The organism is Mesorhizobium sp. P2_B5, assembly GCF_056404775.1.
The window spans coordinates 202,055-226,011 of the sequence record NZ_JBFUDJ010000009.1 but is presented as its reverse complement, the minus strand read 5'-3'; the positions used below and the strand labels follow the sequence as shown (position 1 = coordinate 226,011).

Sequence of the window (23,957 nt, the reverse complement as noted above, 5' to 3'; positions counted from 1 at the left end):
GTTCATGGCCCGGCACATGCGGCAGTGTGATGCCCTCATCATGGCCCATCCAGCCATGCCAGTCGCTGCGGCAAAGGCCCGTCGCCTCGACCTTGATGACGACCCCTTCGGGCGTCGGCTTCGGATCGGCGACGGTCTGGATCGTCGGCGCCTGGCCGAACTGTTCGAAGACGACAGCTTTCATATCAAGGTCCTTCTGAGGGCTTCCGGGAGCGCGGGGCGGGCAGGGGCCTGGTCCGGCGATAGTTAATTCGTTTCCGGTCCTCGGGCGTTTCGTGGTGCCGGACACTCGACCTTCCGGCACCGCGCTCGTCGCTGGATGATATATCGTGTGTTGCATGAGGCAAAATTGGTGTCAATCAGCCACATGCCGAGTCCCATCCTGATTTTTACGACCCGAGGTTGCTCAATCTGGCCACGGCTCAAACACGGAGTTCATAACGAATTTGCGCCAAAGGAGGGGCAGACGAACGTTTTTCTGTTGCAACAAAATTGAATGTGAGGAAAGATATACGATCTTCCAGATGCACATAATGAGACAACATGGCTCCGGATTTGTTGCGTCTTAAAGAAGGGACTTGGGCGCTGTGACCGCCATCGAGAACGTCGATTTTTCCATCCGTTTCCTGGCGTCGAGATCGCGCAAGCGGCTCGCCTCCGCAACTGGAGGGCGAAAGACGAAATGATGCTCCGGGTCCAAACAGAACCCCCGTCCTCGCCGGCAGCCGGATCGCCTGCGCTTCTCAGGCTGCGCGGCATCTCGAAAAACTACGGCGCGGTCGCTGCCGTCGAGCCGCTCGATCTGGATATATACCCGCGCGATTTCGTCGCCATCCTCGGGCCGTCGGGATGCGGCAAGACGACCTTGCTGCGTATTATTGGCGGTTTCGTCTCGCCGACGACCGGCACTGTCGAGATCGACGGCCGCGACGTGACCCGTATCGGCCCGGAGCAGCGGCCGACCAACACCGTCTTCCAAGGTTATGGGCTGTTTCCGCACATGACCGTGCGCCAGAATGTCGGCTATGGTCTGCGCCTGCAAAAAAAGCCGAAAGGCGAGATTGACGACCGTGTCTCGGAAGCGCTGCGTCATTCCAGGCTTACCGATTTCGCCGACCGTTCCGTGACGGCCCTGTCTGGCGGGCAGCAGCAGCGCGTGGCGTTGGCGCGTGCGCTGATCCTTCGGCCGAAGGTGCTGCTCCTCGACGAACCGCTCGCTGCGCTCGACCTCAAACTGCGTCACGCTATGCAGGACGAGCTGCGTCGCCTGCACCAGGAGTTCGGCGGCACTTTCGTCTTCGTCACACATGATCAGGGCGAGGCACTGTCGCTCGCCAACCGCATTGCCGTGATGAATGCCGGCCGCATCGATCAGGAAGGCAACGCCGAAAGCATCTATGCCGCTCCGGCGACCCGTTTTGTCGCGACGTTCATCGGCGAGGCGAATCTGCTCCCCGGCGAACGCAAGAGTGGGGTGGTAACGCTCGCGGCCGGACCGACCTTCGCCGATGCCGGGCCGGATGGGTCCGTTACCGTCGTGGTACGGCCAAAAGCAGTGAGGCTGCTCGGGCCTGACGAAACACTGGAGGTCGAGATCACAGGTACCGTCAGCGACGTGCTCTATCTCGGCGACCATATCAAATGCTCGGTCGGGATGCCCGACGGGCAGAACGTGATCGTTCACCTCGACGCGGCGGTCATGCCGCGGCCGGCAGCGGGTGAACGTGTGAGGCTCGGCTGGCCGCTGCAGCAGCAACGCGTCGTCAGAGCCTAGGCCGAGCCGGGACGAGGGAAGACCACACAACAACAAGGCAGGATAAGCAAAATGGGAAGCGATAATTCAAATCTGTCGGCCTCCAGGCTGACGCGACGCGACTTCAACCGTGTCCTCGCCGCGACCGCGGCGGCGGGTGCAATCGGACTGCCGGCCACGCGCGCTCGCGCCGAATCGACCGTCACCTTCCTCGGTTGGCAGGGATACGACGACCCGCTGGCCTTTGACGACTTTCTCAAATCGAAGGGCATCACGCTCAACACGACCTATATCGGAAACAATGACGAGATCGTCGCCAAGCTCAAGGGCGGCGGCATTGGCCAGATCGACATCGTCACGCCCTACATGGGCTACATTCCGCTTTTGGCGAAGCTCGACCTTATCCAGGAGATTGACGTCTCGCGCTTACCGAACCTCGAAAAGGTGATGCCGATCTTTCTTAAGGATCCCAACCTCAACGTGAACGGCAGGCTTTATGGCGTGCCGTTCACCTGGGGCGGCGCTCCGATGGTCTATGACCCGGCGGCCATCCCGACGCCACCGGCCTCGTGGAAGGATCTGCTGAAACCGGAGTTCACCGGTAAGGTCGGCATGTTGGACGACCCGCTCGGCAATATGATGATCGGCTCCCTTGTCACGACCGGCTCCCAGACGCCGGCCAAGATCAACGCGGCGCAACTCGAGCGCTCCATCGACTTTCTGATCGAGGTGAAGAAGCAGTCGCGCGTCGTCGCGGCGAGCTATGGCGACCTGTCCGACGCAATCGCACGCGGCGACGTCACCATTACATTTAATGGTTGGGAGACGATGGTGAAGTTCTGCGGCGACAAGGGCAAGGTGGTGAAATACAATTATCCGGTCGAGCGCACCAACGCCTGGCTCGACAATTACTGCATCGCCAAGGACGCGCCTAACCTCGACGCCGCCTATGAGCTGTGCAATCGGGCCATCAGCGTTGAGGGCCAAACGCGCCTCGCCAACGTCGCTTTCCAGGCGATCGTCAACGTCGATGCCGCCGCGGCGCTGCCGGCGAACATCCGCTCTCTGTACCCATATGACGACGTAGCCAACTACGGCAAGAAGGCGGGCTTCTTCGGCATGCCGCCGCTCGAGCGGGAAGGCGATTTCGCTACCTTCAGCGAGTGGATGAAGGCCTACGAGCGCTTCAAGACCGCGTAACGTTTCCGGGGAGTCCCGGCCTTGGCCAGGGCTCCCATACCTCTTGATATGCGGGCAGATGAAAAACATATCCACTTATTGGCTGATCGCGCCCTCGGCGCTGGTGTTCTGCGTGCTGTTTATCGCGCCGATGGCGTACTTCGTCAGTCTCAGCTTCTGGCAGGTTGAATATTTCGCGCTGAGCGCCAAGCCAACGATTGCGAACTACCGCGATGTCTTCGCCAATTACTGGGATGTGATGACATTCACTGTCGTGATCGCCATGGCAACGGCGCTGCTCACCACAATACTGGCTTTCGCCTTCTCCTTCCTCGCCCGCTTCCGCGCCGGCGAATGGGCGCAGGCACTGCTCTTCATAGTGTTGATCACGTTGTTCGGCGGCTATCTGATGAAGATCTATGCCTGGAAGACGATCCTCGGCAACGAGGGCGTGCTCAACAGCGCGCTGATGGCGATGGGGGTCATCTCCTCGCCGATAACCTCGCTGCTCTACAGTCCGCAGGCCGTGGTCCTCGCGCTGATGCATTTCACCTTGCCCTTCGCGGTCCTGCCCATCTACGCGTCGATGCGCGGCATTTCCGACAGCGAGGTGGAGGCTGCGCGTGACCTCGGCGCCGGCCGCTGGCCGATCCTCTCGACGGTCATCGTGCCGCGCTGCCAGAGCGGCATCGTCGCGGGCTTCAGCTTCGTCTTCCTGATGGTCGCCGGTGACTATGTCACGCCGCTTCTGGTCGGCGGCAAACTGACGATGATCGGCAATCTGATCGTGCCGCAGTTCGGCGCTCAGTTCAACTGGCCGCTGGGCGCGGCAATGTCGATCGTGATGCTGCTTGCGGCTGTAGTGGTGGTCTACCTCTTCCGCCTGCTCATCGCGCTGTGGAGCCGCCAATGAACGTGCGTTCGAACATCGTGTGGGGCATTGTGGCGGTCGCGTTCATCGTCTACCTGCTTTCGCCGATCGTGCTCCTCGTCTTCTTCTCCTTCACGTCGCGCTCGCTGACCAACTTCCCGATCGAGAAGCTTTCGGTCCACTGGTGGCAGGAGATGGTGGTGACCCGGCAGTTCTGGCCGTCCTTCGCCAACAGCCTGATCGTCGGCTCCTGCGTCGCGGTCGTCTCGGCGATCGTCGGCACGCTGGCGGCCATGGGGCTGGCGGCGATGCCCGCCCGCCGTGCCTCGATCATTATGGCCCTGCTGACGCTGCCCGTCATGCTGCCGCCACTGGTGCTCGGCGTCGCATTGTTGTCCTTCTATGTCAGCATCGACCTTAAGCTCGGCCTGCCGACCGTCATCTTGAGCCACGTGCTCTTCGCGCAGCCTTTCGTCACCCTGATCGTGCATGCGCGCCTGGTCAATTTCGACCCACGCGTGGTGGAAAGCGCGCGCGACCTCGGCGCCAGCCCGCTGCGGGCCTTCTTCACGGTGACGCTGCCGATCATCCGTCCGGTGGTGATCGGTGCCGCGCTCATCGCCATGGCGCTGTCGATCGACGATTTCATCATCACCTTCTTCACCATCGGTACCGGCAACACTCTGCCGACCTTGGTGTGGGGTATGGTTCGCACGGGCCTGACACCAACGGTCAACGCCATAGGCACGCTGATCCTCTTGCTCACCATCGGCTCGACGGTGATAGCGCTGCAGCTGACGCGCTATCGCGGTTGAGGAGCGTGGACCGGTTGAAGGGAGGACGCACGCGACGCCTTCCATGACGAACAGCGCCGGTAGTAGGGGCCCGGCGACGCACGCGCTGATTTTCGAACAACCTCGGTTCTCAGCCTGAAACGGCAATCGGGGCTTCTCGGCCAACAAGGAGCCGGATATATCATATGGTAAAGTACGCGAAATCGGTGTCTGCTATGCCGATTCATTGTCAGGCCATCTGAATTCCTGAAGCCGGCCAGGGCGCGTGCGCGTCGGCAGTTTTTTATTAGCCGGCCGCAAAAAATGCCGCTGGCGGGCATTTTTCTCTTGCAAACTCCGAATCTTGCGGCAGATATACATCTGTCAGGTCTTCGACCGGTGCCGTCCAACCTCCGCCTAAGAGCTGGATATATCATACTTGAGGAGCGTTCGCCGCCGCGGGAATAGCGGAGTGATCTTTTGAACCCGGCCCTTGAGCTGAGGGCCGAGCTTCGTGCGAGGGCGCCGGGCCTCGCCTCTCAGGATTGCACCGGCTTGAAGGGGAAACAGCGATGACATCAAAAATGCCAGAACACGCCTGTCTTCATCATCACCTCACCCGCCGATCCATTTTAGTTGGCGCTGCGGCGACCGCCGTCACCGCCGCGACCAATTTGCTGCCCGCAGCGTTCGCGGCGACTGCAGAGGTAAAAACGGTGGTCCCAGGCGCGTTGACCATCGCGATGAACGGCGACATGCCAATGACCAGCGTCAAAGATGGCAAGATAATTGGGACCGATGGCGAAATGATTTCAAAGATCGCCGAGAAACTCGGCCTAACGCCACAGCCCGCTTTGATGGATTGGTCGGCCACGATTGAATCTGTCCGCGGTGGCCGAGCTGACGTTATGTTGGGAAATATGGGTTGGACGCAGAAGCGCGCGGAAGTAATGCTTCTTACCGATCCGATCTACTACACGCCGAAGTTCACGCTCATGCGCAAGGACATGCCCGTTGGCGACCGGCTCACACTTGAGGACATGAAGGATCGAACCCTTGGGACTGTGCAAGGATTCACGATCGTTCCGGAATTGAAGCAGGTGCCGGGCGCCGCGGAAGTGAGGCTCTACGACACCACCGACGCTTGCGTGCGCGACATTCGCGCCGGCCGCTTGGACTTCGGGTTCCTTGATACTCCGACAATCAGCTACATGATTCAGCAAAACCCCGATTGGGATCTGAAGGTAATTCCAACTACCTCCTACCCACAGTTCAAGATTCTTGGCGTTAAGCAATTGACCTTGATGGGAATGAACCCAGAGAATACCGACCTGTTCGACGCGCTTAATGCCGGTATCGCCTGGCTGTGGAAGACCGGCGGGAACAAGGAGTTTCTGGCGAAGTACGGACTGAACAACCCTGACTTTCTGGTCCCGCCCGAACGCAACCCACGCATCGGCATCGATCGCGACGAAAAGGGCACCGTCCTAGGTCCCTGGGCGCATGCGCCGAAAGATTTCTCGAGCTTCTTCGGGTGATCGCCGTGGCAGATCGATCGGCCAAAGATCAGCGAGACGCCGACCCGGCTCCAAAAATCGATCTGCCGCTCGTCGTGGTAAAGGATCTTCACAAATCGTTCGGGAGCTTCAAGGCGATAGACGGAGTTGATCTGTCTATCGCCCCAAGCGAGAAGGTCGCGATCATCGGTTCGAGTGGTTCGGGAAAAACCACGCTGCTGCGATGCATTGCCTATCTCGAAAAGCCGACAAATGGACTGATCACCATTGACGGCAAGTCCATCGGAGAGAAGGTCGTCGGCGCACGCAAGGTGCCGATGTCCGACAAGGAAATCGCCCAGATCCGCACCGGTATCGGCATGGTGTTCCAGCGCTTCAACCTTTTCCCGCATTTAACCGCACTAGAAAACATCATGCTTGGTCCACTCAAAGTGCTGCGCCGGAAGCGCGAGGATGTTGAGCCCATCGCCCGTGATCTACTCCAGAAGGTTGGTCTTCCCCATAAGGCCAACGCTTATCCGGACCATCTTTCGGGGGGGCAGCAGCAGCGGGTCGCCATCGCACGATCTCTTGCGATGAAGCCGAAGCTGATGTTGTTCGATGAGGCCACCTCGGCGCTCGACCCGGAACTCGTCGGCGAAGTGCTGCACGTCATTCGCCAGCTCGCCGAAGAAGGCATGACAATGCTGATCGTCACCCACGAGATGTCCTTTGCCGAGGAAGTGGCCGACCGCATCGTCGTCATGGATCACGGCGTCATCGTCGATCAGGGCGCACCCGACACGCTGGTGTCCTCACCGGCGCATCCGCGCACGCTAGCGCTCCTGCGCCCGAACCGCGAACCTCGTTCGACAGCGCTGCGGGCTGGAACCTCCTCATGAATGAGTGGGCTCGCGCACTACCGCTTTTTCCCGAATTCCTGGGAATTCTGCTCTGGGGAGCGGTTACGACGATACATATAACGATCGGCTCCTTCGTGCTCGCGGTCGCTATCGGACTGGTCCTGGGGCTTATTCAGACCTTCCCCGCTCGCCTGCCGAAGATAATCATCCGGATCTATATCGAGGTATTCAGAGGAGTTCCCGTCCTAACTCAACTGTTCGTTTTGTATTTCGGTTTAGCCCAGATCGGGATCAAGTTAAATCCGATCCCGGTCGCTATCGTCGGCTTCGGTCTCAACGGCGGAGCGTATCTGACAGAGGTTTTCCGCGCGGGCCTGCAGTCGGTTCACTCCGGCCAGCTAGAGGCCGCATTCATGGTCGGAATGACGCGGATGAAGGCCTTGCGCTACGTGGTTCTGCCGCAGGCCATGCGTGTGGTCTTGCCGCCTTTGGCGAATTTCGCGGTTGGACTTCTCAAGGATACCTCCCTAGCATCTGCCGTAGCCGCACCTGAATTGAGCTTCTATGCGCGCAATCTCGTGACGCGGACCTATCTCAGTGGACCTATCTATTTCCTGGTGGCCGCCGTCTACATCGCCATGAGCTTCCCATTGTCGCGCTTTGCACAGCGTCTCGAACGGCGCTTCAGCCAAGGGAGGAGCGTGTGATGGCATTTGTCTCGCTCGTCGTCGAATGGATGCCGCAGTTGATGCGTGGTGTCCTTTGGACACTGCGACTGATGGGACTGTCTTTCCTGCTTGCCGCTGTTCTCGCGCTGCCAATCGCCTTGGCTAGGCTCTCACGCTATTCCTATTTGCGCTTAATCGCACAGACTTATGTCGAGATCATCAGAGGCATGCCGTCCCTGACTTTGCTGTTCGTCATCTACTTCGGGCTGCCATCATTCGGGCTGACCCTGCATGCGATTGACGCGGCGATTCTCGGGCTGGGGCTGAACGGCGCCGCCTACGTGTCCGAAATTTATCGCTCAGGCATTCAGGCTATCGACCACGGGCAGCGCGAAGCTGCACAAATGATTGGAATGCGTCCTGTCCAGGTCCTGCGGCACGTTGTTTTACCGCAAGCTTTCAGGGTCGTTCTTCCTCCGATGGGAAATTTTAGCATCTCCTTGCTGAAGGATACGTCCGTCGCTTCGTTGATTTCGGCTCCCGAAATGATGCTGCAAGCTCGCGATCTCACAAGCGAGTATTTTATGCCGCTGCAAATCTATGTTGCGGTCGGACTCATGTACCTGCTGATGGCCCTCCCGTTATCTTATCTTGTTCGCATCCTTGAGGCTCGCCTCAGCATAGGCCCAGTGGAAGAAAGGATGCTCAGTCATGGAAAAATTTGACGCAATTGTCATCGGATCAGGAGCCCTTGGCGCCAGTACGGCATTTCATCTCGCGAAGGCGGGGAAAAGCGTAGCGCTGCTGGACCGGGCAGAAATCGCGTCCCAGACATCCGCCCGCGCCGCTGGTTTGAGCGGGCAGGTTCGACAGACCGAAGTGATGACGAAGCTCGCAATGCGCGCTATCGATAAGATAAGGCGCTTTGCCGAGGAGACTGGCGAGGAAATTGAATATTTCCAGCCTGGGAGCATGTCAGTGGCCCGGTTTCCGGAACATGCTGCGATGCTGCAGGAGCGACTTGCCCTGGCCAAGAATCTCGGCCTCGACGTCGATATGATCTCGCCGGATCACGCGCACGAACTGAACCCATTTCTGGCGACGAAGGGCATCGTAGCCGTTGCTTATATGCGCCAAGACATTTTTCTTGAGCCGGTGCAAGTCCCCCGCGGGTATGCCAACGGCGCGAAGAGATTGGGGGCAGTGCTCCTTCCTCACACCCATGTGTCTGAGATCGTCGTGGAGAACGGTGCCGTCAGCCGTGTCGTTACCGATCGAGGCGATCTTGCTGCGAAAACCATTGTCGACGCCGCCGGTGGTTGGTTGAGCCTGGTAGCATCCTTTGCCGGCAGCAACGTACCGGTTGTTGCCATGCGCCACCAGCTGATGATCACCGCTCCGATCGAGGGGGTGGAGACAACTCAACCGATCACGCGCATCATCGATGCCAATGTCTATGTGCGGCCCGATAAAGGTGGGCTCATGTTCGGCGGCTACGAGAAGGACCCTAAACCGGTCGATGTCTCGCAGATGTCGCCATCGTTTCGGATTGAGGATCTTGAGCTCGATCTGTCAGTTCTGAAGCGGCTCACCGAAACGGTTAAGGACCAGTTGCCGATCTTCCAGCAAGACCTCAAGCTTCAGGAGCATCGAGGCGGTCTTCCCACGATGACCACCGACGGTCATCATATCCTGGGAGAGGCGCCCGGTGCAAAAGGTCTGTACGTTCTGGGTGGCTGCAATGTCGGCGGTCTGTCGATTGCGCCAGCTCTGGGCGAGCAGCTGGCGGAACTTATCGTCAATGGCCGCACCGAACTCGATCTGTCGCCAATGGCTCTGGATCGATTTGCAGCAGGGATGTCCGAAAGCGAGATGCTGGAGAAGTGTCGCGAGCGCTACGTCCACTATTACACCTTCCGTTTCAAGGACAACTTCTCCGCCGCTGCAGCCTAAGGTTTTCGACTCTATCTTCGCTTCGCCGGCGTGCCGAAGCGCTCCGGTGACAACTCAAGGACTCCCTGATGCAAGCCTTATCGCCCAAAAATTCACTCTCATCGCCACGACCTTTCGATGAGCTGCTAAGCAAGACGTCGCGGCTGATCGCCATTCTCCATGTCGAACAGCTAAGTCATGCCGTGCCCCTCCTCGACGCTCTCGAAGAGGCGGGCATCAAGACCATCGAGGTGACGCTCAGAAGCCCATGTGCGCTCGCGGTCATCGAAACGATGGCGGCGCGCGCGAAGGAAGCCATCGTAGGAGCAGGGACATTGACGCGGCCGGAGCAATTTGCAGCGGCGCGTGATGCAGGAGCGCGCTTTTTTGTCAGCCCTGCGTTTTCGCCCTCACTTGCCAACGCCGCAGATGAGGTCGGGCTCCCGTTCTTGCCGGGCGCTACAACCCCGACTGAAGTGCTTGTGGCGCGGGAGCATGGCTACTCCGAGCTAAAATGCTTCCCATCGGATCTCAACGGCGGCTTGCGATGGCTTCAGCACCTCGCTCCCTTGTTCCCCGATGTCAGCTTTTGCCCGACGGGCGGAATCTCAAACGAAACAATTCGCGAGGTTCTCAGCCAGCCGAACGTCTTTGCCGCGGGCGGCATGTACATGGCGCCTAAACAATTGATTGAAGCCTCGGATTGGGCCGCGGTCAAAGCCGTGGCTGAAGAAGCCGTGCGAGCTGCCGCGCGCTGAAGAAGAGCACCTCTCCGAAGGCCCTGGCGGGGAACAGCATGGCCTAGCTCTCCTTACAATCGATAGGCCGAGTCCAGACGAAATCACGGCGATCCGGTGACGCCGTGATTATGCCCTGTTCCGTTCCCAACGCTTCGATGAGCTGTGCACGACTGGGCCGAAATCTGGCCTGCTGCCGGCTTTCCAACGCGGTGTTAAGTTAGGATCGCCTGATTTCCACGAACCCGATAGTTCCGGCAGTCTGGCCTCAAGTGCCTGCGCTGAGGATCGTCTCGTGGAAGTCATCGATATGGTCGGTCCGAAACGCCAACGTGATATATCATGCGCTCCGTGGGCAATCGGCACCCCTCGTTTGTTATAAAGTGCGGCTTGAAGAGCTAATGTCGGGGCCCTTCGCCCTGGATCCTGAGCATAGCATGCCGAGTACCGTCGAGTGATCGGTCCGCTTTAAGGCTCAATGCAAAGAATGGAGACGATTTTTCTCTTGCCAATGGGCCAAAACTTAAAGATGATATATCATCTTGCAAAACGCAGACAACGAGATTGGCCCATGGATCGAGAATTGTTGCGGCTTCAGGGAATTTCGAAGACCTTTGGGGCTGTAACCGCCATCGAGCACGTTGATCTTTCCGTGCGCAGGGGAGAGGTCGTTGCGCTGCTGGGCGACAATGGCGCCGGCAAATCCACCTTGGTGAAGATTATTTCGGGAGGCTTGCAGCCGACAAGCGGCCGCTACCTGTTCGATGGTGCGGATAGGCACCTGAATTCCCCGCAGGACGCGAAGCAACTCGGCATTGAAACGGTATATCAAGACCTTTCCATCTGCATGAACGTCGACGTTGTCGCGAACTTCTTCATGGGTCGTGAAATCGTCCGCCGTGTTCTCGGTATTCCGATCCTTCAGGAAGCGGAGATGCGTCAGGTCACCGAGAGTGTCCTCCGGCAGGCCGGCACGCGGATTCCCTCGGTCAAGATGAATGCGGAACACCTATCCGGCGGTCAGCGACAGGCCATCGAACTCAACCGTTTTGTCCATTGGGGCGGCAAGCTTGTCGTTCTTGATGAGCCTTTCGCCGCCCTTGGCGTCGAACAGGTTCGGCGCAGCCTCGACACAATCCGCGATGTCCGTAGCAAGGGCATCGCAGTCATCATCGTCACCCACAACATGTCTCATGCATTCGAAATCGCGGACCGCATGGTGGTCATGCGGCAGGGATCGGTCGTGGGCGACGTGAACACCGTCGATACCTCGCCTGAGGAAATCGTCCGGATCATAACCGGGACAAAGCCCAAAGCAAGTTCCCATAACTGACAATATTAACCGGGAGGAGTGAACATGCTGAAATCCGCCGTGTCTATACTGATGTCTGTATTATTTTTGATACTTGCACCGGTATTCGCCACAGCTCAGGACAAGGGCGAGATATACTATCTTATCCCTGACTCGGGAGGCCCCTTCTATCCAGAGTCAGCCAAGGTGATGGCGCATTTCCTTGACCAGATCGGTTACAAGGTGACGACGCTCGATGCCACCAATAAATCTGACGTACAACTGAACCAGATTGACAACGTCATCAATCTAAAGCCGAAAGCCATGGTGATTGCCGCCGTGGACTTCGACGCAGTGGTTCCCGGCGTCGAGCGCGCACAGGCGGCGGGAATCCCGGTCATTGCGTTCGACCGGCCCATTACCTCCGCCAAACTCGCGCTCACCTCCGTGGCTGGCACGATCGAGATTGGCCATGACGCCGCCAAGCAGACCATTCGCCTGCTGACAGAGCGCAAAGGGGCGGTGAAAGGCAAGGTCCTGCAAATCACCGGCGATCCCGGGGATTCCTATTCGGTCAGCGTCAAGGGTGCCTTCGACGAAATCATGGCTGCCTATCCCGATGTGAAGATAGAAACCAAGGCGGCCATGCAGTGGGAGCCGACCAACGCTGCCAACATCGCGCAAGACTACCTTCAGACAAATCCTGATGTCGATCTCATCTTCTATCACTCGGGATACCTGGCTTCGGCGGTCGTTGCCATATTGCAGGCGGCCGGCAAGAAGCCAGGCGACATCCTGATGCTCGACGCCGACGGCGACATCGGCGGCCTGGCTCAGATACGCGCCGGGTGGCAGCAGGTTGCCGTGGGAGCGCCGATGTTCGCACAGGCCTATGGTGTAGCCATGTTCCTCGACAAGATCATCCGGGGCGAGCCGCTCAAGGCGGGCGAATACGAAGTCTTGGGGCTCAAGTCTGTGCTAACGGACGAGGCATGGGGTCCGAACCTGAAAATACCGGGCGCCTTGGTAACCAAAGAAAATGTCGACGATCCGCTCCATTGGGCAAATCTGAAGTTGCCGCCGCAAAAAGTCGAACCGGTGAAGTGACTGCTACTGCCGGTGGCCCTCGACCGGGGCCACCGGGTTGCGCCCATACGAAGATCAGAGGAATAAAATGGACACTGCCAAGACACTGGAGGCATTCCCGCCAAGGGTGCGCAACCATCGTTTACTCGAGGTCGTCCTGCAGCACGCCGTGTGGCTGATCTTGCTCGCCCTGTTGGCGGCGTTCTGTCTGTTGATTCCAGCATATGCACAGACGGGCATTTTCCTCAATATTTTGGAGCAATCCACCTTCGTTGGCATATTGGCCGTCGGTCTGTCGATCGCCATCATCGCAGGACAAATGGATCTATCTATCGAATCCACCATGGCGCTTTCCGCCATGCTAACAGCAGCGATAGGCGCCGCGTCCGGAACTGAAGGTTTCTTTGGTCTGCCCTGGCTCGTTGTTCCCGCAACGCTTGTGATGGCGCTCGTGCTTGGCGCGTGTATTGGCCTCTTCAATTCCATGATCGTGCTCAAATTCGGGATCAACGCATTCATTGCGACTTTGGCCACCTACATCTTTCTTCGCGGATCGGTCGTTGCGTTCAGCGGCGGCAGGGGAATCTTCGGAATGCCGGCGGAACTGCGTCTGATCGCAACGGCTCATTTGCTCGGAATTCCCGCGCTGGCCTGGATCACCATCGGCATCTTCCTGGTCTTTACCTTCATTCTCTCCAAAACACCGTTCGGCAGATATGTGTATCTCTACGGCGGCAATGCGGTAGCGCCGTTCCGGGCAGGCATCAACACGGGGCGCATCGCCGTTTGGAGTTTTGTGATCTGCGGGATGCTTGCTGCCTTTGCCGGTTGGCTGCTTGCTGCTCGGTCCGCCGGGGCCACTGCAAATCTCGGCATCGGCATGCTGTTCGAGGCCTTCGCCGCGGTTGTCATTGGCGGCGTCAGCCTCAAGGGAGGGGTTGGGCGTTTGTCGGGCGTCTTTGCCGGTGTCCTGCTGCTGAGTTCCATCCGAACAGCAATCAATCTTCTCGGCATGCCGCCGCAGTACACGCAAATGATCCAGGGCGCTCTTGTCCTGGCGGCGGTGCTGCTCGACTCTGTCAAGGTTTCCATCCGAGCCAGGTATCTGTAGCCTTTCACCATGCTGAGCCACAATTTCGCACCAAGTGGTGTCGCGCGGCCAGCAGTTCGCAGGGCAGGCGGGCCTGTTGCGAGACCCTTGTAACGGAACCTTGCCGGATGCTTAACTCTCAGAGATGTATTATGGCATAAGCTCGTCCAGAAAGACGAAGAGCTTCTGGTTCATGTGCTGATAGTTATTCGCCTCAGTCCGTCCGCCTGCTAGACGAATCAATAATCAGCGGCAGCATCGAAGTGCTGCTGGGGACTGCGGCCTTCCAAGCATTTAGCGACGCGCTCAAGGGTAAGATGGCCGAGATCGCGGCAAGCTCCCGGATGGCATCGATAAAGCAAATGCTGCCATCAGCAACCCGGGACTGTTTTGACGCAGCCACCCATGATTCTTCAGCCTGCATTCGGGCACGTTGCGAAGAGCATGGTCGAGGTTTCAAGAACACCTCGCCAAGCGCCATTGCAGGCAATTCCAACGGAAAACCACCCGCCTGTAGGATTTCTGGCTTGACGTCCACCTGCATTTTGAAATGGCTACGACACGGGTTTAGTTCGCTCCATGTGTTCAGGATGGCCGTCGCGAGCTTGCCGTCGCGAGCGCGATGGCTCAAAGTTCGCATATCGTCGGGCAAGAACCATCGCGCGCTACGGAAAGTGGTCGGGTCCCGTTTGGCCACATAGCATCGTCCGCTTGGCTACAGGTCAGATTGCTAGTTCGATTAGAAAGGGAGCTTGGCTCGCGAAGCTTTGTCTCATCAGGTCGGCGCAGCCTTCCAGCGTGTCGGTCCAGGCTGCCTCGACACCCATGCCGTTGGCGATTTTCACCCAATCGAGTTCCGGGTTCGTCAAATCCAGCATGCTCATCGCCGTCGGACCAGGGCTTGCGCCAACTCCCACGTATTCATTGATCAATATTTTGTATTTGCGATTTGAAAGTATAACAGTAGTCACCGGAAGACGCTCGCGTGCTTGCGTCCACAACGACTGCAATGAGTACATCGCCGAACCGTCCGCTTGCAGACCGATAACACGCCGTCGGCCTCCCGCGCCGATCGCGGCGCCCGTCGCGACAGGCAGGCCGTCGCCAATTGCCCCTCCCGTCAAATGCAGCCAGTCATGCTGTGGCGCTGCAAACGTATGCTCGTAGAATCCGCGACCGAAGGAGACGCTTTCGTCGGAAACGATAGCATTCTCGGGCATGATCGCGGCCAAGGTGCGGGCAAGGCCTTCGGGAGTTGGTGCGCCAACGATCGGGTCGGGGCGCGGGCCCGCGTCCGGGATCGCGGCTTTTGGGGCGTTCAGGGTTTCCGCTAGGTCGGTAAGGGCGGTGGCAGGATCCTGATCGGGCCGCGACAAGACGTGGAAAAGTGTTTCTGGGTTGTGATGGATCGATGGCTGTCCCGGATAACCGAAGAAGCCCACAGGTGGGCGGGCGCCTACCAGAATGATGTGACTGTACCGCCACAATGCCTTTTGCGCCGGTGCCTGAGCGTAGGGGACTCGATTGAGCGGAACACGACCACGTCCCCGCGACATGCGCGCGCAGACGTATTCTCCCATCATTTCGGCTCCGGTGGCCTGCACAAGCCGCCAGCTGGCTTCTTGCGCCCCGACCAGCATGGCTCGGCCGCCAAGCAGGATCAGCGTCGTTTCGCCATGCTCGCGCAATATTCGGGCCGCAGTGCCAATGGCATGTGGATCAGGCGCGGTTGGGGCGAGATCTGGCAGCGATGAAGCCGCTACGCCACCTTGGTCCCACGATGCGTCCGACGGGAGAATTAGCGTAGCGACGCCACCCCCCGCGCGGCGGGCGACTTGCATGGCACAGGCTGCGTCACGGCCGACGTCGGCCGAACGGGTCGTCGTCCTCACCCAGTCTGAACTGAACCGAGCCAGGCCTTCGGTATCGGTCGTTAATGGTGCGTCAAAGGGACGGTGCCATGTCGCTTGATCGCCGATGATATTAACGATGCCGCTGCGAGCACGGCGAGCATTATGCAGATTGGCCAGGCCGTTCGCGAGACCCGGTCCACAATGCAGCAGGCTGGTCGCCGGGCGGTCAGCTATCCTATAAAAGCCGTCCGCCATCCCGGTCACGATGTTTTCCTGCAGGCCGAGAACGCAGCGAATCCCGGGAATCTGGTCGAGCGCTGCGACAAAGTGCATCTCGCTGGTTCCAGGGTTGGCGAAGCAGGTATCGATTCCACCCGCAACCAGCGTGTGGACGAGACTTTGCGCGCCATTCATGTGTGGTCTTTCAGGGACGGTCATCTGGCTTCTCCCGATCGCGTCTATTCGGCTGCGCGTGGTCAAGACTCGCCAACCGCCGGAAGTGCGATAGGCGAGCCGTCTCTAGCTCTGCCACTTCAGAGCCGGCCGTTCAACCGAAAATGGAATTAATTTCCATAATGTCCCGCAGTTATCCTTTGCGGCTGATGAAGCGCGTTTCCAGATAGGCCTCGATCGCTTCCGACCCGCCTTCCGTACCGTAGCCCGAATCCCTGACACCGCCGAACGGCACTTCGGGAAGAGCAAGGCCGAGGTGATTGATTGCGGTCATGCCAGATTGAATTTCGTTGCCCAGACGCGTCGCCAGTGCGGTATCACGGGTAAAGGCATACGCTGCCAATCCGAAAGGAAGGCGGTTGCTCTCCGTGATGGCTTCGTCGATCGTCGAAAAGCGATTGATTATTGCCACCGGGCCGAACGGTTCTTCGTTCATGATCTGCGCGGAGACCGGCACATCTGAAATGACGGTTGGTTCGTAGAAACAGCCCTGGTTCCCGATCCGCCTGCCACCCGTCATCAATTTGGCGCCCTTCTTGACCGCGTCGGCCACCAGCCCGTCTATCGTTGCGACACGCTTCTCGTTGATCAGCGGACCCATCTCCGTTGTGCTTTCAAAGCCGTTTCCAGTCTTGATCGATTTTGAGGCGGCGGTGAAACGCTGGGTGAACTCTTCAGCCAGCGTCTCGTGGACGAGAAACCGGGTGGGGGAAACGCATACCTGCCCAGCATTCCTGAACTTGAACGGCACCATCGTGGAAACAGCGAGGTCAAGATCGGCATCGGCCGCCACCACAACCGGAGCGTGACCGCCAAGCTCCATGGTGGCGCGCTTCATGTGCAGTCCAGCAAGCGCTGCAAGCTCCTTGCCAACTGGAGTCGACCCGGTGAAGCTTATCTTGCGAATGACAGGATGGGGTATCAGATAGCGCGAGATCTCGGGTGAGCGTCCGTTCACGAGGTTGACGACGCCAGCAGGAAAGCCGGCGTCTGCAAAGGCACGAACGAGACCCGCCGGGCTTGCAGGTGTCTCCACGGGCGCCTTGATGATGATGGAGCACCCTGCAGCCACGGCGGCCGAGAGTTTGCGAACAATCTGGTTGATAGGAAAGTTCCAGGGCGTGAACGCTGCCACCGGCCCGACGGGCAGCTTGATTGTTATCTGCAGCACGTCGCTCGCGCGCGCCGGGATGACCTGGCCATAGGTACGTTGGGCCTCGCCCGCAAACCAGTCGATGATGTCTGCCCCGGCCAATGTTTCAAGTCGCGACTGTGCCAGGGGTTTGCCCTGCTCCAGGGTCATCCAATGTGAAATCTCGTCCACTTGCTGGCGCAGCAGGTCCGCGGCGCGACGCATGAGCTTGGCGCGCTCGAACGGTGAGGTCCGGCTCCAAATCTTGAACCCCTCGTCGGCCGCGGCCAGCGCATCGTCCAAATCATTTTGCGAGGCATTGGCGACGCGACCAATTTCCTGCCCACTGGATGGATCGGTCACCGGGATCCAACGCTCCTCTTCTGCGGGCCGCCATGATCCGTTGATGTAAAGGTTTACGTCGGGATAGTTGCTCATATCGACTTTCCTCGTGATGCGTGACGTCCAGGCGGGATCAATGGGGCGCGCATATTCCGGCTCAGGGCCTTTCCATGAATGAGAGTGATCCCCTGACCGACTCCAATGCACATTGTGCAAAGCACAAAGCGACCATTTCGGCGCTTCAGTTCGTGGGCGACTGTGAGCGCCAGTCGAGCGCCCGAAGCCCCAAGAGGGTGGCCCACCGCGATGGCGCCTCCATTGGGATTCACGTGCGGCGCGTCGTCTGGCAGGCCAAGAGCGCGAAGAACCGCAAGCCCCTGTGCGGCGAAGGCACGGCTCATTGCGCAGCGCCCTCCGACGCCTGGGCCTGTAGTGCCGCTGCGCCGTGGCAATAGACGACGCCAGTTCGAAGCAGGTGGTCTATCTGGCTATCGTCATAGCCAAGGACAATCTCAAGAACGGCGCGGGTATCCTCGCCAAGCAGGGGGGGAGCCTTCTGCACGCGGTTTTTCTGGCCAGCGAGGCCATGGGCCGGACTGATCAAGCGGATAGTACCGAGTTCGGGATGCTTCAAGGACTGAATGATCCCCCTTTCGATCACCGTGGGCGTTGCCAGAGCCTGGGAGACCGTATGCACGCGACCCGCTGGCACAGACGCACTGCGACAGGCATCGAGCCAGTGTTCAACCGAATTTTTGCAAAGCGCCTCTCCAAGGGCTGCCAAGAGGTCTTCGCGGTTCAGCGCACGTTGATGCGCCGTGACGAAGCGTGGATTTTCGGCCAGATCCGGTCGGTCGATGACCTGGATGCAGAAATCCTTGAACATCCGGTCGTTGCCCACTGCCAGCGCAAAGAAGCCGTCCAAGCATTCAAACAACTGGTAAGGCACCACGCTAGGATGAGCATTGCCATATCGGAACCCATCCACGCCGGCGTTTAAGTAGCCTGTTCCGACGTTGATCAGCATGTTCAATGTGCTCTCGATCAGGGCTATGTCGATAAACTGGCCTTTTCCCGTATCGCGTCGCTGATAGAGCGCCGCCAAGACCGATTGTGTAGCAACCATGCCCGCAACGACATCCGTGAAAGCCACCCCCAGCCGATTGGGCGGTCCATCGGCGGCGCCAGTGATCGACATCAGTCCGCTTTCTGCCTGCATAATGAAATCATAACCTGGACGATCGCTTTCCGGTCCGGTCTGGCCGTAGCCCGAGATCGAGCAGAAAACGAGGGCCGGGTTAATGTCGCGAAGCGTTTCATAGCTGAGACCCAACCGCTTCATCGTACCTGCACGGAAATTTTCCACCACGACGTCAGCTTTGCCAGCCAGCTTCAAGATGATTTCACGCCCTTGCGGCGATTTCAGATCGACAGCCACACTTTGCTTGCCGCGGTTGGCGCAGAGATAATAGGTGCTCACCCCCATGTAGTTTGGAACTGACCATGCCCGTGTGTCGTCGCCCCCGGCCACACTCTCGATCTTCCAGACTTCGGCACCCAGATCGCCGAGTGACATCGTCAGCCAGGGACCGGCCAACACCCGCGTCAAATCCAGCACCTTGATTCCGTCCAGCGGCAGCTCTGTCTTCTCCATTGCTGGTCTCCTCGAGATGTCCGCCGCAAACGGGTTTCGGTTGCGCCCCGTCGGTCCCGGCGACGCAGTCGAGCTGATCTCCCGTCCTACCTGTCTGATTCCGATCGATCCCGGACTGCAAACTGGGTCGAGATGTCGGAAGCAAGCAGTTCGGCCGTTTGATGATGTGGCTCGTCTGTCGTGCCCGGCGGCAGGGTGCGATTTTGCGTTACTAATGCCATCTGGTACCTTGCGCGTCAACTGAATGGAATTAAATTCCATTGTATTCGAGCCAATTGCGGCTAGAGTTGCCGCGGAACCTCAGGAGGTGACGATGAGAAAGCGTTCCAAATCAGCGGAGGATGCCAATGGCGGGGAAGAAGGCGTCGCCGCCGGTTCGCTCCTGCGAGGTTTGGAAATCTTGCGGGCTTTCAAGGCGAGCGAGTCGACATTGGGCAACCAGGATTTGATCGAACGCACCGGGCTTCCGAAAGCCACCGTGTCGCGCTTGACCTATGCTCTGGCGAGCAGTGGTTACCTCATCTACAACGAATCCCTGGGCCGTTACTCCATCGGCCCCTCAACCATCTCGCTTGGCTATTCAGCGATGAGCTCTATCCCGGTCGTACGCATGGTCCAGCCTTTGTTGCAGGGGCTGGCTGACAAAACGGGCGTCGCAGCAGCGCTCGGCGCCCGTAGTGGACTCGAGATGATCTATTTGGCCAACTGCCGTGCGTTCGGGCCGGTGACGCTGCAACTTAATGTGGGCTCACAGTTACCGATCTGGCGCACCGCGATGGGCTTGGCCTATTTGGCGGAGATGATACCGCAAGCGCGCGAGGAATTGCTTGCCCAACTGATCGCGCGGGAGCCCGCCAATGCGAACGCGATCCGAGATAGTGTCGAGGAGGCGATCCAGAGCTACAGAACGCGCGGCTTCGTCTGTTCATTTGGGACTTGGTACAGCTACATCAACGCCATCGGAGTTGCTTTCCGGCCGACCGACGGATCGCCGCTCGTTGCTCTCACATGTGGGGGCATTTCCGATATCGTCTCGCGTGACGATTGTCTGACCACCGTGGGTGATGCATTGCTGAGGACGAAGCAGCAATTACAGGATCTGCTGGAGAACGCTTAAGCGTCGGGGTGACTGCCCTTGTTTCCGGTCGGGTCGCTGAATCGACGCCCAAATGGATACGGCGACATGCGCGGCCGGTGCGGTCGGAAGGGCGTGGCAGGCTTCGGCCAGCCTTCACCGACAATCGGCAGAGTTCGAGATCCACGTCGTCAGGCGACACGAAATGGGTCATTTACGCCTGCACATCTATGCCGCAGAGCAGATCTCGCGCCGGCGCGAGTTGTGCTGCCGAGAGGGCTGTCTGCCTGGTTCGGTGGGGCCGCTTTTATCAGTGGCGCCAACGAATGGCACCGCGCTCTCAGTCCGCCCGAAGGACACTGGTCAGCGCGAAGAAAATTCGATATATGGAATTAAATTCCGATTTCTGGACGCGACCAATGGATCCACTGGTAAGCTATGAGCGAGAGGGGCGGATAGCCGTCATCACCATCCGCAACGGGGCCGCCAACGCCTTGGGCCATGAAGTCAGATCCATGCTGTGGCGCGCGATAGACCGCTTTAGCGAGGATGCGAACGTCGGCATTGCGGTCGTCATAGGCGCCGGACGCATGTTCGTTGGTGGCGCTGACATTAACGAGTTTGGGAAGCCGCCCCTAAAGCCGCTGCTTCCCGATCTGGTAAATCACGTAGAAAGCTCTGCCAAACCGATTGTGGCGGCGATGCACGCAGTCAGTCTCGGTGGAGGGCTTGAGCTTGCCCTTGGCTGCCACTATCGGCTGGCCATGCAGAGCACTAAACTGGGCTTGCCCGAGGTTACTCTCGGCCTGTTGCCAGGTGCAGGCGGCACGCAGCGCGTGACACGCCTTGCCGGAGTGGCAAAAGCGCTCGATTTTATCGTTCCGGGAGCTCCCATTTCAGAGACGGCAGCGCTCGAACTCGGGCTCATAGACAGGATTGGCGATGGCGATGTGCGCGCGGCAGGGCTCGCTTTCGCCAATGACCTTCTGAAGGCTGGAAAGGGCCCGCGCCGCGTAAGCGAAATGCCTGCACCCGCGGCCGATCCCGACGCAATATCCGGTGCCCGGACGAAGCTTCAGAAGACTGCCGGGGGCCTGGTCGCGCCCTTCTTTGTTGTAGATGCCATTGAAGCGGCCACGCGTCCCTTCAAAGAAGGTCTGGCCGAGGAACGCCGTTTGTTCATGGCGCTGATGCAAACGCCGCAAAGGGCAGGCCTCATCCATGCATTCTTCCTTGAGCGCAAGGTCTCCCGCCTGCCGGCGCTGAACGGCGTCAACCCACGAAATGTGGCGCGGGTAGGTGTGATCGGCGGTGGCACGATGGGAGCGGGGATTGCGACAGCAGCCTTGCTGGCCGGCTATGACGTTTGCCTTGTCGAGCGTGATGACCCGGCCGCGGCGCGCGCGCGCGCAACGATCGAGGGCAACCTGACGGCCGCCGTTGGACGCGGCAAGCTGTCGGAAGCGGAACGCACGACGATCTTGTCTGGGAGCTTGGCATGCGTGACCGAATACGCCGTGCTCTCCCAGGCCGATCTCGTCATAGAGGCGGTCTTCGAATCCATGGATGTGAAGAAGGACGTATTTGCGCAGTTGGACGCGGTGATGAAGCCGGGGGCAATTCTGGCGACCAACACTTCTTATCTTGATGTCAACGAGATCGCCTCGATCACTCGCCGCCCTGGCGATGTAGTTGGCCTCCACTTCTTCTCGCCGGCACATGTAATGAAGCTTCTGGAGGTGATTGTCGCAGATGCAACCAAGCCCGATGTGGTTGCGACGGCCTTTGCCGTGGGCAAGAAGCTGGGCAAGGTTTGCGTACGGTCCGGCGTGTGCGACGGCTTTATCGGCAACCGCATCTTGGCGCGTGTTCGGGGCGCCGCCGACAGGATGGTGCTGGCGGGCGCAAGCCCGTATCAGGTCGACCGGGCAATGGTGGACTTCGGCTTGGCAATGGGACCCTTTGCCGTCGCCGATCTGGCCGGCCTCGACATCGGTTTTCTGACCCGACAGCGCAAGGCCTCGACCAGGGATCCTCGCGACGTTGTGCCGGAATGGGCGGATGAACTTTATCACATGGGGCGGCTCGGCCAGAAGGCAGGTCGTGGTTACTACATCTACGCCGAACGCGGTCGTCCTGGTGTGCCAGATCACGACGTAGATGACATGATCGCGCGTTATCGCGCCAAAGAAGGCATCGCAGCGCGCAACTTCACCGACGCCGAAATCCAGCGCCGCTACATGGCTGCGATGGTGAATGAAGCCGCCCGTGTAATCGACGAGAAAATCGCAGCTCGACCGCTCGATGTCGATGCAGTGCTCCTGTTCGGTTTCGGGTTCCCACGTTATCGCGGCGGACCGATGCACTGGGCGGATGCCGCTGGCCTTCCGAACCTTCTCGCGGACATCCGAGGCTGGGCCCAAGACGATCCGTTCTTCTGGGCTCCCGCTCCACTGCTTGAGCGTCTGGTGGCCGATAACGCCATTTTTGCCACTTTGAACGGATAAGAACCATGGATCTGGCCTATACCGCGCAACAGCTCGCATTTCGCGAAGAGGTCCGACTTTTCCTTGACCGGGAGCTCCCGAAAAGAATCGCGGCCAAAGTCGCATCCGGCCAGCGTCTCACCAAAAACGACCACGAGACATGGCATGCGGCTTTGAACCGGCGAGGTTGGCTCGCGACGAGTTGGCCGAAGGAATATGGCGGCCCCGGTTGGGATGCAGTTCAGCGCCATATATTCGAAGAGGAAGCATCGCGCTCTCATGCTCCGCGAATCTTGCCCTTCGGCCTCAGCATGCTGGGACCGGTCCTGCAGAATTTTGGCACACAGCAGCAGAAGGACTATTGGCTCCCGCGCATTCTGAATGGCGAGGACTGGTGGTGCCAGGGCTACTCGGAGCCCGGTGCCGGGTCCGACCTGGCAAGCGTCAAGACCTCCGCGGCGCGCGACGGCGATCACTATGTCGTCAATGGCCAGAAGACCTGGACGACCCTTGCCCAGCACGCAAACATGATCTTCTGCCTTGTCCGGACGTCAAAGGAGGGCAAGCCACAAGAAGGGATTTCGTTTCTGCTCGTCGACATGCGAGCACCCGGCGTCAGCGTCCGTCCGATAGTGCTGATGGACGGCGAGGCGGAAGTAAATGAAGTCTGGTTCGACAATGTCCGTGTGCCAGCCGAGAACCTCGTGGGAGAGGAGAACATGGGCTGGACCTACGCGAAGTATCTATTGACCCATGAGCGCATGAATCTTGCCGGTGTGGGCATGGCTCGCGCGGCTCTCGCCAATCTCAAGCGCGTCGCCGCAACTGAGCCGGATGGCCACCGCAAGCTGATTGACAACCCTCTCTTTGCGGCCCGGATCGCGCAAGTCGAGATCGATTTGATGGCGATGGCAACCACGAACCTTAGGGTAGTTGCCAAAGCAGCCGCCGGGCAGGCCCCGGGGGCAGAAAGTTCGATGCTCAAGGTCAAGGGCACGATCATCCGCCAGGAGTTGAACAAGCTTACCCGCCAGGCCGCTGGTCCCAATGCAATCCCCTTCATCTCCGAATTGCTTGACGAGGGTTCCAACGCGGCCCCGATCGGTCCGGCCTACGCGATGGCTGCCACACAGAGCTACTTCAACAACAGGAAGCTCTCCATCTACGGCGGTTCCAACGAGGTTCAGCGGCAGATTATCGCCAAAGCCATTCTGGAGCTATGA

21 protein-coding genes and 1 pseudogene are annotated in these 23,957 nt (G+C 59.2%); 16 read left to right on the top strand and 6 right to left on the bottom strand.

From position 1 onward, the window contains the following. On the bottom strand, window positions 1-184 hold a 184-nt coding region (locus AC1D1N_RS25185), incomplete at its 3' end, for an alcohol dehydrogenase catalytic domain-containing protein (RefSeq protein ID WP_477351677.1). Between the two features lie 498 nt (window positions 185-682). On the opposite strand from AC1D1N_RS25185, the gene AC1D1N_RS25180 reads away from it, so the two are divergent. The 13 genes from AC1D1N_RS25180 (at window position 683) to AC1D1N_RS25120 (ending at window position 13,760) form a co-directional block, all read left to right on the top strand. Beyond that, window positions 683-1,774 carry an ABC transporter ATP-binding protein gene (locus AC1D1N_RS25180; RefSeq protein WP_436260284.1) on the top strand — a complete coding sequence of 364 codons (1,092 nt, stop codon included), beginning with the start codon at window positions 683-685 and terminating at the stop codon, window positions 1,772-1,774. A gap of 51 nt (window positions 1,775-1,825) precedes the next feature. After that, entirely contained in the window at window positions 1,826-2,953 is a 1,128-nt protein-coding gene (locus AC1D1N_RS25175) for an ABC transporter substrate-binding protein (RefSeq protein WP_436260283.1), read from the top strand. Window positions 2,954-3,011: 58 nt separating this feature from the next. Next, window positions 3,012-3,845, top strand: a complete 834-nt coding sequence (locus AC1D1N_RS25170) for an ABC transporter permease (protein WP_436260282.1) — start codon at window positions 3,012-3,014, stop codon at window positions 3,843-3,845. Continuing rightward, window positions 3,842-4,618: an ABC transporter permease gene (locus AC1D1N_RS25165; protein WP_436260281.1), complete on the top strand. Its 777-nt coding sequence runs from the start codon at window positions 3,842-3,844 to the stop codon at window positions 4,616-4,618. Before AC1D1N_RS25170 ends, AC1D1N_RS25165 begins: the two co-directional genes overlap by 4 nt. Window positions 4,619-5,148: 530 nt before the next feature. Next, on the top strand, window positions 5,149-6,114 hold the full coding sequence (locus AC1D1N_RS25160) for a substrate-binding periplasmic protein (protein ID WP_436260279.1): 966 nt from the start codon (window positions 5,149-5,151) through the stop codon (window positions 6,112-6,114). 56 nt (window positions 6,115-6,170) lie between these two features. After that, window positions 6,171-6,974 (top strand): amino acid ABC transporter ATP-binding protein, encoded by an 804-nt coding sequence (locus AC1D1N_RS25155; RefSeq protein WP_436262005.1) that lies wholly within the window; start codon window positions 6,171-6,173, stop codon window positions 6,972-6,974. After that, the gene (locus AC1D1N_RS25150) at window positions 6,971-7,642 is read left to right on the top strand and encodes an amino acid ABC transporter permease (protein WP_436260278.1); all 672 of its coding nucleotides are present in this window, start codon (window positions 6,971-6,973) and stop codon (window positions 7,640-7,642) included. The genes AC1D1N_RS25155 and AC1D1N_RS25150 overlap by 4 nt, the downstream gene beginning before the upstream one ends. Next, the gene (locus AC1D1N_RS25145) at window positions 7,642-8,328 is read left to right on the top strand and encodes an amino acid ABC transporter permease (protein ID WP_436260277.1); all 687 of its coding nucleotides are present in this window, start codon (window positions 7,642-7,644) and stop codon (window positions 8,326-8,328) included. Before AC1D1N_RS25150 ends, AC1D1N_RS25145 begins: the two co-directional genes overlap by 1 nt. After that, window positions 8,315-9,556, top strand: a complete 1,242-nt coding sequence (locus tag AC1D1N_RS25140) for an NAD(P)/FAD-dependent oxidoreductase (RefSeq protein ID WP_436260276.1) — start codon at window positions 8,315-8,317, stop codon at window positions 9,554-9,556. Before AC1D1N_RS25145 ends, AC1D1N_RS25140 begins: the two co-directional genes overlap by 14 nt. 68 nt (window positions 9,557-9,624) lie before the next feature. Continuing rightward, window positions 9,625-10,293, top strand: a complete 669-nt coding sequence (eda, locus tag AC1D1N_RS25135) for a bifunctional 4-hydroxy-2-oxoglutarate aldolase/2-dehydro-3-deoxy-phosphogluconate aldolase (RefSeq protein WP_436260275.1) — start codon at window positions 9,625-9,627, stop codon at window positions 10,291-10,293. A gap of 550 nt (window positions 10,294-10,843) precedes the next feature. Then, a complete protein-coding gene (locus AC1D1N_RS25130) occupies window positions 10,844-11,605 on the top strand; it encodes an ATP-binding cassette domain-containing protein (protein ID WP_436260274.1) in 762 nt (253 codons plus the stop codon). Window positions 11,606-11,629: 24 nt separating this feature from the next. Beyond that, window positions 11,630-12,670, top strand: coding sequence for a sugar ABC transporter substrate-binding protein (locus AC1D1N_RS25125; protein WP_436260273.1), 1,041 nt, complete (start codon window positions 11,630-11,632; stop codon window positions 12,668-12,670). A 67-nt stretch (window positions 12,671-12,737) separates the two neighbouring features. Further along, a complete protein-coding gene (locus AC1D1N_RS25120; RefSeq protein ID WP_436260272.1) occupies window positions 12,738-13,760 on the top strand; it encodes an ABC transporter permease in 1,023 nt (340 codons plus the stop codon). A gap of 193 nt (window positions 13,761-13,953) precedes the next feature. Here the strand turns inward: AC1D1N_RS25120 and AC1D1N_RS25115 are convergent, their stop codons facing one another. The 5 genes and pseudogenes from AC1D1N_RS25115 to AC1D1N_RS25095 form a co-directional block, all read right to left on the bottom strand. Beyond that, complete coding sequence (locus AC1D1N_RS25115; RefSeq protein WP_477351671.1) at window positions 13,954-14,391, bottom strand: hypothetical protein; 438 nt, start codon at window positions 14,389-14,391, stop codon at window positions 13,954-13,956. Between the two features lie 70 nt (window positions 14,392-14,461). Continuing rightward, window positions 14,462-16,030 carry an acetolactate synthase large subunit gene (locus AC1D1N_RS25110; RefSeq protein ID WP_436260270.1) on the bottom strand — a complete coding sequence of 523 codons (1,569 nt, stop codon included), beginning with the start codon at window positions 16,028-16,030 and terminating at the stop codon, window positions 14,462-14,464. Between the two features lie 148 nt (window positions 16,031-16,178). Continuing rightward, window positions 16,179-17,615 (bottom strand): NAD-dependent succinate-semialdehyde dehydrogenase, encoded by a 1,437-nt coding sequence (locus AC1D1N_RS25105; protein WP_436260269.1) that lies wholly within the window; start codon window positions 17,613-17,615, stop codon window positions 16,179-16,181. A 77-nt stretch (window positions 17,616-17,692) separates the two neighbouring features. Beyond that, a pseudogene (locus AC1D1N_RS25100) lies at window positions 17,693-17,995 on the bottom strand (3-oxoadipyl-CoA thiolase); the annotation flags it as partial. Further along, window positions 17,917-19,173 carry a CaiB/BaiF CoA transferase family protein gene (locus tag AC1D1N_RS25095; protein ID WP_436260268.1) on the bottom strand — a complete coding sequence of 419 codons (1,257 nt, stop codon included), beginning with the start codon at window positions 19,171-19,173 and terminating at the stop codon, window positions 17,917-17,919. The pseudogene AC1D1N_RS25100 and the gene AC1D1N_RS25095, both read right to left, overlap by 79 nt. A gap of 313 nt (window positions 19,174-19,486) precedes the next feature. Between AC1D1N_RS25095 and AC1D1N_RS25090 the strand changes: the two genes are divergently transcribed. The 3 genes from AC1D1N_RS25090 to AC1D1N_RS25080 all read left to right on the top strand — a co-directional run bounded on the left by AC1D1N_RS25090 (window position 19,487) and on the right by AC1D1N_RS25080 (window position 23,957). Then, window positions 19,487-20,290, top strand: coding sequence for an IclR family transcriptional regulator (locus AC1D1N_RS25090; RefSeq protein ID WP_436260267.1), 804 nt, complete (start codon window positions 19,487-19,489; stop codon window positions 20,288-20,290). 377 nt (window positions 20,291-20,667) lie between these two features. Further along, window positions 20,668-22,755: a 3-hydroxyacyl-CoA dehydrogenase NAD-binding domain-containing protein gene (locus AC1D1N_RS25085; RefSeq protein ID WP_436260266.1), complete on the top strand. Its 2,088-nt coding sequence runs from the start codon at window positions 20,668-20,670 to the stop codon at window positions 22,753-22,755. A gap of 5 nt (window positions 22,756-22,760) precedes the next feature. After that, the gene (locus AC1D1N_RS25080; protein ID WP_436260265.1) at window positions 22,761-23,957 is read left to right on the top strand and encodes an acyl-CoA dehydrogenase family protein; all 1,197 of its coding nucleotides are present in this window, start codon (window positions 22,761-22,763) and stop codon (window positions 23,955-23,957) included.